The organism is Mycobacterium sp. Soil_C_30, assembly GCF_057656995.1.
The window spans coordinates 176,150-183,564 of record NZ_JBDGJH010000014.1; the positions used below are offsets into that span (position 1 = coordinate 176,150).

Genomic DNA, 7,415 nt, shown 5'->3' on the forward strand with positions numbered 1-7,415 from the left:
CGCATGCTCCTCTAGGGCCGCATGGTCACGCCGCCGTCGACGGCGAGCACCTGACCGGTGATGAAGCCGGCATCGTCGGACATCAGGAATGCACCCATGGCGGCGATGTCCCCCGGTTCACCGAAGCGGTGCTTGATGGCGGCCATGGCCTTGGCTGAGGCGGCCACCGACTCCGGCAGATCCGGCAGGTTCTCGTGCAGAATCAGCCCCGGCGCGATCACGTTGGCGCGCACCATCTTCGATCCGTAGCGGGCCGCGACGGTGCGCATCAGCGCGTGCACCGCTGCCTTGCTCATGCCGTAGGCCACCCGGACCGGGCTGGCGGAGTGGGCCTGCGCCGACGACGTGTAGACCATCGAGCCGCCACCCGAGGACACCAGCGCCGGCACCGCATGCCGTGAGCACAGGAAGTACCCGCGTGCGTTGGTGGACATGACCGCGTCGAAATCCTCGAGCGGCAGATCCACTCCGGCCGTGGACAACCCGTCGGCGAAGTTGGCGTAATTGGCGTGGAAGCCGTTGAGCTGTCCGAACTTCGACATGGCCAGCGACACCAGGGCGGCTACCGAGTCATCATCGGCGCCGTCGAGGTGGGTGCCCACCACCTCGGCCCCGTCTGCGCTGATCTGCTCGGCCAGTGCGGCCGCGTGCTCGGTGTTCAGATCACCGACCACCACCCGCGCGCCCTCGGCGGCGTAACGACGCGTCAGCTCATCACCGATTCCGCCCGCACCTGCGACGACGATGACCTTCCCGGCCAGCCTGTCAGACATGGCGTCACCCTAACCCAGGCGTCTATCGAAAGGCTTACCGGAAGGGTATCTTGTCGATATGCAGTTCATCGACGCGCCGATCTTCGATGCCGACCAGCACATGTACGAGACCGTCGACGCGCTGACCAAGTACCTGCCACAGCGTTACCGCCATGCCGTGCAATATGCGCAGATCGGTCGCCAGACCCGGATCATCATCAACAACAGGGTCACCGACTTCATCCCCAACCCCACCTTCGAGCGCGTGGCCGCCCCCGGTGCGCACGAGAAATTCTTCGCCGGCGAGAACGTCGAAGGGCTGACGTTGCGGGAGATGCAAGGCCCGGCCATCGCCGCGCCGCCCGCCACCCGCTCACCCGAGGAACGGGTGAAGGAGTTGGACCGACAGGGCGTGACCGAGGCGCTGAACTACCCGACGCTGGCCAGCTTGGTGGAGCACTCGTCGGCCGACGACCCCGCGCTGACGCTGGCGATCATCCACGCGCTGAACCAGTGGATGGCCGAGCACTGGACCTTCGCCTATCAGAACCGGGTGTTCTCGACACCGATCATCAACCTCTCGGAAGTCGACGCCGCGCAGCGTGAACTCGACTACCTCCTCGACAACGGCGCCCGCGTGGCCTTGATCAAACCCGGACCCGTCAACGGCCTGCACGGCTGGCGCTCACCCGCGTTACCGGAGTTCGACCCGTTCTGGCGTGACGTCGAAGCGGCCGGCCTGCCGATCGTGCTGCACGCCAGCTACCCGCCACTGAGTGACTACGTGAACACCTGGGAGCCGCCGCACACCCAGAACTTCATGGCGCAGAGCGCCTTCCGCTGGATGGTGCTGGGGCACCGCGAGATCTCCGACATGATCACCAGCCTGATCTGCCACGGCACACTGACCCGCTTCCCCAAACTCCGCATCGCGAGTGTGGAGAACGGCAGCAGCTGGATCTTCCCGCTGTTCCATGACTTCGCCGACCTCTACAAGAAGATGCCGCAGAACTTCCCCGAACACCCGCACGAGGTGTTCCGGCGCAACATCTGGGTGAGCCCGTTCTGGGAGGGCTGCGTCTCCGATGTCGTCGAGACCGTCGGCTGGGACCGGGTGCTGTTCGGGTCGGACTACCCGCACCCGGAAGGGCTCGCCGAGCCCAGGGGATTCTGGAAGTACGCCGAAGGCATGGACATTCGACGCACCTACGACTTCATGGGCGACAACGCGCGGCGCTTCATGGGCTTGCCTATCGCCAACCCCGATCCTGCCGCGCTGCAGCCGCCGCTTGCTGAATCCTCTCGTTGAGGGCCTTCGCGGGCGGGCCTTCTGTCGTACCCCTCTGCTTGGATAAGTGTTATGTCCACCACCGCAACATCTTTCGCCGATGCTGGGATCAGTCCCAAGCAGCGGTTCGAGGTGTTGTTCGACAGGCTCGGGGAGTTGTCGGGTCAGCGCAATGCGATCGACGGTGAGATCGTGAAGATCGTCGCCGAGATCGACCGTTATGGGTTGGCGGGCAACACCGGTTTCCGCTCGGTCGAGTCGTTGGTGGCGTGCAAGACCGGGGTATCCCCGCACACCGCGAAGACCCTCACCACCATCGCCCGGCGCAGCGAGGAGTTGCCGCAATGCACCACGGCGATGCGGGAGGGGTGGCTGTCGTTGGATCAGGTCGGTGTCATCGCCACCAAAGCCGGTGACGGCTCCGATGCGCACTACGCGCAGTTCGCGAAGTACGCCACCGTCGAACAACTCCGTAAAGCCATCAAGTTGGAACCCCGCCCGGCACCTGAATCTGACGCCGAAGTCGAGCCCAAGCCGGAGCCGGAGGCCCCGCGGTCGCTTACCCAGACTTCCGACGACGATTCCACCACGTGGCACATCACCTTGCCGACGGGGGAGGCTGCCGAGTTCGACGCCGCGCTACGTTCCCATCAGGACAAGCTGGTCGCAGACTGGAAACGCGACCACACCGACGAATCAGAAACCACTCCGCCGTTCCCCACCCCGGTGGACGGGTTCATGTGCCTGGTGCGCGCCGGCTGGGATGCCGACGTGGCGGCCCGCCCGCACGGGCATCGCACCACCGTCGTGGTGCACGTGGACGTCGAATCCCGTCTCGCGGCTTTGCATCTGGGTCCGCTGCTGTCCGACTACGACCGCCGCTACCTGCTCTGTGATTCGACCTGCGAGGTGTGGTTCGAACGCAACGGTCAACCGATCGGGTCGGGTCGTGAAACGAGGACGATCAGCCGTCGACTGCGCCGGGCACTGGAGCGCCGTGACCACGGCACCTGCGTGGTGCCCGGCTGCGGCGCCACCCGAGGCTTGCATGCTCACCACCTCACGCACTGGGAGGACGGCGGCCCTACCGAGCTGTGGAATCTGGTGCTGGCGTGCCCTTTCCACCACCGCATGCATCACCGCGGCCGCATCACCCTCACCGGACCCGCCGACCGGCTTGTCGTCACCGACGCCACCGGCCGCCGGATGACGGCAGGATCACTGGCCCGACCACCCACAACAGCGCGACCTGTTGTCCCACCGCCACCCGGGCCCACCGGGGAACGCTGCGACTGGTGGTGGTACACCCCCTACCAACCACCACCCTCCACCGCCAACTAGCTACGGCAGAATGACGGTGCGACTCACCGGCTCCGGCGAGGACTGGCGGCTGTAGAGACCGCGGCTGAGCGCCGACAGCAGGGCGTCTCGGGTCTCGCGCGGGTCGATCAGCTCATCGAAGCCGAGGTTCTGGGCGGACCGGTAGGACGCCTGCAACTCCGCGTCGCGCAGCTTGGCCGACAGGTCCTCACCGGCATGGGACGCCTTGCTCAGCGCCGCGGCGCTCATCGCGCCCATGGTCGCGCCGGGATAGGCGTAGGTGGCCACCTGATCGTCAAAACCCAACAGCGACATCACCATCGAACCGAACCCGTATGCCTTGCGCAGGGTCAGATGCAGTTTCAGCGTGGTCGCCGCGGTCTGAGCGGCGAACATCCGCCCACCCGCGCGCAACACCCCGCTGCGTTCGGAACGGCTGCCCGGCAGCATGCCGGGATTGTCGGCCAGGAACACGATCGGTAGATGGAAAGAGTCGGCGACCATGATGAAATGTGCGGCCTTGTCCGCGGCATTGGCGTCGATGGAACCGGCCAGCACCTTCGGCTGATTGGCCACCACGGCGACGGGATGCCCGCCCAGATGTGCCAGCGCGCAGATGATGGCGGGCCCGTACTTGGGTTGGACCTCGAACCAGTCGGGGCGGTCGAACACCACGTCGAGCACCGCGCGCATGTCGTAGACCCGTCGGTTGTCGCGGGACACGATGTCGAGTAGTTCGGGGGTGGGACGCGGCCCGCAGGCCGGTAACGACGGGGGATAGGACCAGGCGCTGGGCGGGAAGTACGACAGATATTTACGGATGTCGTCCAGTAGCGCCGCATCGTCGTCGGCGACGTTGTGGATGACACCGCTGGGCAGGGCGACCTCCGGGCCACCCAGGTCTTCTTTGGAGATCTCCTCGCCCGTGGACTCTTTCACCACCGGTGGTCCGGCCGTGAAGATGGCTCCCTGCCGAGTCATGATCCGGAAATCGCACACCGGAGCGACGAGCGCGCCGTGCCCCGCTGACGGCCCCAACAGTCCCGCCACCGTCGGCACCTTGCCCGAACAGCGGGCCTGGGCCAGCAGATCGGTGGGGGTACGGCCGTAGTGGCCGCCGGTGGGACGAAAACCCGCACCTTCCAACAGCATCACCAAGGGGATCTTGTCGCGCACCGCCAGTTCGGCGATCCGGTAACGCTTCGCGTTGCCGCCGGGACCGATGCTTCCCGCCAGGGTGGTGAAGTCTTCGGCGCCCACCATCACCGGCACGCCGTTGATCATGCCCGATCCGGTCACGATGCCGTCGGCGGCGATGTCCCCGCCCACCTGCATGCCCAGCTCCCGGAACGTCCCGGCATCGAGCAGGTGGTCGATGCGGGCGCGGGCGTCGAGTTTGCCCGTGTCATGGTGGCGGGCCACCCGTTCGGGACCGCCCATCGCCAGTGTCCGGTCGCGACGCCGATCGAGATCATCGAGCGTCTCCTGCCAATCCGGAACCTTTGTCATCTCAGTCCTTTGGTGGAAGTTTGGCGCGTCGTTGACCGTACTGAATTGCTTACTGTAGCGTCTCCGACATGTCGCGGCTGAAGATCGACCGCGGATTGCCGGGGCCCCTCGGTCGTGTCGCGGACAGCGCGTCCGCAGTGGAGCGCGACGGCGCTGACGGATGCTGGGTGGGGGAGGTCAACCACGACCCGTTCCTGCCGCTGGCGCTGGCCGCCGAACACACCTCCCGCATCGAGCTGGGCACCAGCATCGCCGCCGCCTTCGCCCGAAACCCGATGACGGTGGCCACCGTGGCCTGGGACCTGCAGGCGTTCTCGGGTGGCCGGTTCCTGCTGGGGCTGGGCACTCAGGTCCGGCCGCACATCGAACGGCGGTTCTCCATGCCGTGGAGCCACCCGGCCCGGCGCATGCGTGAGTTCGTCCTTGCCGTGCGGGCGATCTGGACCTCGTGGCGGCAGGGTTCACGGTTGGACTTCCGTGGTGAGTTCTACACCCACACCCTGATGACGCCGATGTTCACCCCTGAACCATCCGGCCACGTCGACCCCAAAGTCTTTGTGGCGGCGGTCGGTCCGGTGATGACAGCGGTGTGCGGTGAGGTGGCCGACGGTCTGCTGGCGCACGCGTTCACCACGCGTCGCCACCTGCTGGAGGTGACGACGCCCGCGTTGGCGCGTGGACTGGAGGCCAGCGGGCGGCGGCGCCACGACGTGGAGGTGTCCTGCCCGGTGTTCGTGGTGGTCGGTGACGCCGGGGCCGCGGCGGTACGCAAGCAGATCGCGTTCTACGGTTCCACCCCGGCGTATCGCGGGGTGCTGGATCTGCACGGCTGGGGTGAGCTGCACGAGCAGTTGCACCGGCTGTCGCGGCGCGGGGACTGGGACGGCATGGGGGAGCTGATCACAGACGAGGTGCTCGACGCGTTCGCCGTGGTGGGTCCATCCGACGAGATCGCCGCGCGGTTGCGGGACCGCTGCGCCGGGGTGATCGACCGGGTGCTGCCCAGCTTTGCCCCGGAACTGCCAGATGAGGTTGTCGCCGAGATTCTTGCGGAGGTGCGCCGATGAGGAACTTTTCTGCTGTGGTCACGGGGAGCGGCGTGTCAACCGCAAGCGAGGAGCTGTCATGAGCAACCCAACCATCGAATCACCGGGGGCAATGCTGGCCGACCCGCAGGCCTATACCGACGAGGCGCGGCTGCATGCCGGTTTGGCGCAGCTGCGCGCCACGGCGCCGGTGTCGCGGGTGGACGTGCCCGAATATGCGCCGTTCTGGGCGATCACCAAACACGCCGACATCATGGAGATCGAGCGCGCCAACGACGTCTTCACCAACGCGCCCCGGCCGGTGCTCGTGACCAGGAAGAACGACGAACTGCAGGCGGGTGTCGGGATCCGCACCCTCATTCACATGGACGACCCCGACCACCGCGACCTGCGGGCCATCGGCACCAACTGGTTTCGGCCAAAGGCCATGCGCGCCTTGAAGGCCCGTGCCGACGAGCTGGCTGAGAGATTCGTCGATCACATGATGTCCCAGGGTCCGGAATGCGATTTCGTGCAGCAGGTGGCGGTCAACTATCCGCTGTACATGATCATGACGCTACTGGGTGTGCCCGAAGCCGATTTCCCGCTGATGCTCAAACTCACCCAGGAACTGTTCGGCAGTGACGACGACGAGTTCAAACGTGACGAGGGCGAGCAGATGACAGCGCTGCTGGAGATGTTCCAGTACTTCACCGCACTGACCGCGTCGCGCCGTGAGCACCCAACCGACGACCTGGCGTCGACGATCGCCAACGCCCGGATCAACGGAGAACCGTTGTCCGACATCGACACCGTGTCCTACTACGCCATCATCGCCGCGGCCGGACACGACACCACCAGTGCCAGCATCGCAGGCGGCATGCACGCCCTCGTCGAACACCCGGAGCAGCTGGCGCGGTTGACAGCCGATATGAGCTTGATGCCGTTGGCGGTCGAAGAGATGATCCGATGGACCACACCGGTCAAGGAGTTCATGCGAACCGCGCAGCGCGACTACGACATTGGCGAGGTCCGCATCGGTGCCGGCGAATCGGTGTTGCTGTCCTACGTGTCGGGCAACCGCGACGAGGACGTCTTCGACGCGCCGTTCACGTTCGACATCGCCCGCGATCCCAACAGGCACATCTCTTTCGGGTATGGCGTGCACTTCTGTCTGGGTGCCGCGCTGGCGCGGATGGAGGTCAACAGCTTCTTCAGCGCCTTGCTGCCGCGGCTGGAGTCGGTGGAGTTGGCCGGCGCGCCGCAGCACATGGCGACGATCTTCGTCGGCGGGCTCAAACACCTGCCGATCCGCTACGCACTACGGTGATTTCGGCGCGCTCATAACCGCTCAGCGGTTATGAGCGCGCCGAAATCCCGACTATCGCTGGCCGGCGGTGGCGTCGTCGAGGCGGGCGGCCCAGTCAGCCGGGCTGGTGGCGGGGCCGTCGCGGTGGTGGGACAGGGCTTGGATGGAGACGTCGTGTCCTTCGGCGGCTTTGCGTAACGCCCCGACGGTGG

The 7,415-nt window shown here is 66.3% G+C and carries 6 protein-coding genes and 1 pseudogene; 4 read left to right on the forward strand and 3 right to left on the reverse strand.

What is annotated here, in order from left to right:
• Positions 1-11: 11 nt before the first annotated feature.
• Positions 12-773 carry an SDR family NAD(P)-dependent oxidoreductase gene (locus AC3A6P_RS24005; protein ID WP_487694371.1) on the reverse strand — a complete coding sequence of 254 codons (762 nt, stop codon included), beginning with the start codon at positions 771-773 and terminating at the stop codon, positions 12-14.
• A gap of 58 nt (positions 774-831) precedes the next feature.
• On the opposite strand from AC3A6P_RS24005, the gene AC3A6P_RS24010 reads away from it, so the two are divergent.
• Both AC3A6P_RS24010 and AC3A6P_RS24015 read left to right on the forward strand, forming a co-directional pair.
• Positions 832-2,061 carry an amidohydrolase family protein gene (locus tag AC3A6P_RS24010; protein WP_487694373.1) on the forward strand — a complete coding sequence of 410 codons (1,230 nt, stop codon included), beginning with the start codon at positions 832-834 and terminating at the stop codon, positions 2,059-2,061.
• A gap of 51 nt (positions 2,062-2,112) precedes the next feature.
• The gene (locus AC3A6P_RS24015; RefSeq protein ID WP_487694374.1) at positions 2,113-3,381 is read left to right on the forward strand and encodes an HNH endonuclease signature motif containing protein; all 1,269 of its coding nucleotides are present in this window, start codon (positions 2,113-2,115) and stop codon (positions 3,379-3,381) included.
• Here the strand turns inward: AC3A6P_RS24015 and AC3A6P_RS24020 are convergent, their stop codons facing one another.
• The gene (locus AC3A6P_RS24020) at positions 3,382-4,869 is read right to left on the reverse strand and encodes an acyl-CoA carboxylase subunit beta (RefSeq protein WP_487694375.1); all 1,488 of its coding nucleotides are present in this window, start codon (positions 4,867-4,869) and stop codon (positions 3,382-3,384) included.
• A gap of 68 nt (positions 4,870-4,937) precedes the next feature.
• Between AC3A6P_RS24020 and AC3A6P_RS24025 the strand changes: the two genes are divergently transcribed.
• Entirely contained in the window at positions 4,938-5,936 is a 999-nt protein-coding gene (locus AC3A6P_RS24025; protein ID WP_487694377.1) for an LLM class F420-dependent oxidoreductase, read from the forward strand.
• A 58-nt stretch (positions 5,937-5,994) separates the two neighbouring features.
• A complete protein-coding gene (locus AC3A6P_RS24030; protein ID WP_487694379.1) occupies positions 5,995-7,224 on the forward strand; it encodes a cytochrome P450 in 1,230 nt (409 codons plus the stop codon).
• Positions 7,225-7,275: 51 nt separating this feature from the next.
• On the opposite strand, the pseudogene AC3A6P_RS24035 reads toward AC3A6P_RS24030, so the two are convergent.
• Positions 7,276-7,415 (reverse strand): annotated as a pseudogene (locus AC3A6P_RS24035) (amidohydrolase family protein); the annotation flags it as partial.

Bases quoted from the DNA above. Each gene is read 5' to 3' on its own strand.
- AC3A6P_RS24005 (WP_487694371.1), bottom strand. From the start codon at position 773: ATGTCTGACAGGCTGGCCGGGAAGGTCATCGTCGTCGCAGGTGCGGGC.
- AC3A6P_RS24010 (WP_487694373.1), top strand. From the start codon at position 832: ATGCAGTTCATCGACGCGCCGATCTTCGATGCCGACCAGCACATGTAC.
- AC3A6P_RS24015 (WP_487694374.1), top strand. From the start codon at position 2,113: ATGTCCACCACCGCAACATCTTTCGCCGATGCTGGGATCAGTCCCAAG.
- AC3A6P_RS24020 (WP_487694375.1), bottom strand. From the start codon at position 4,869: ATGACAAAGGTTCCGGATTGGCAGGAGACGCTCGATGATCTCGATCGG.
- AC3A6P_RS24025 (WP_487694377.1), top strand. From the start codon at position 4,938: ATGTCGCGGCTGAAGATCGACCGCGGATTGCCGGGGCCCCTCGGTCGT.
- AC3A6P_RS24030 (WP_487694379.1), top strand. From the start codon at position 5,995: ATGAGCAACCCAACCATCGAATCACCGGGGGCAATGCTGGCCGACCCG.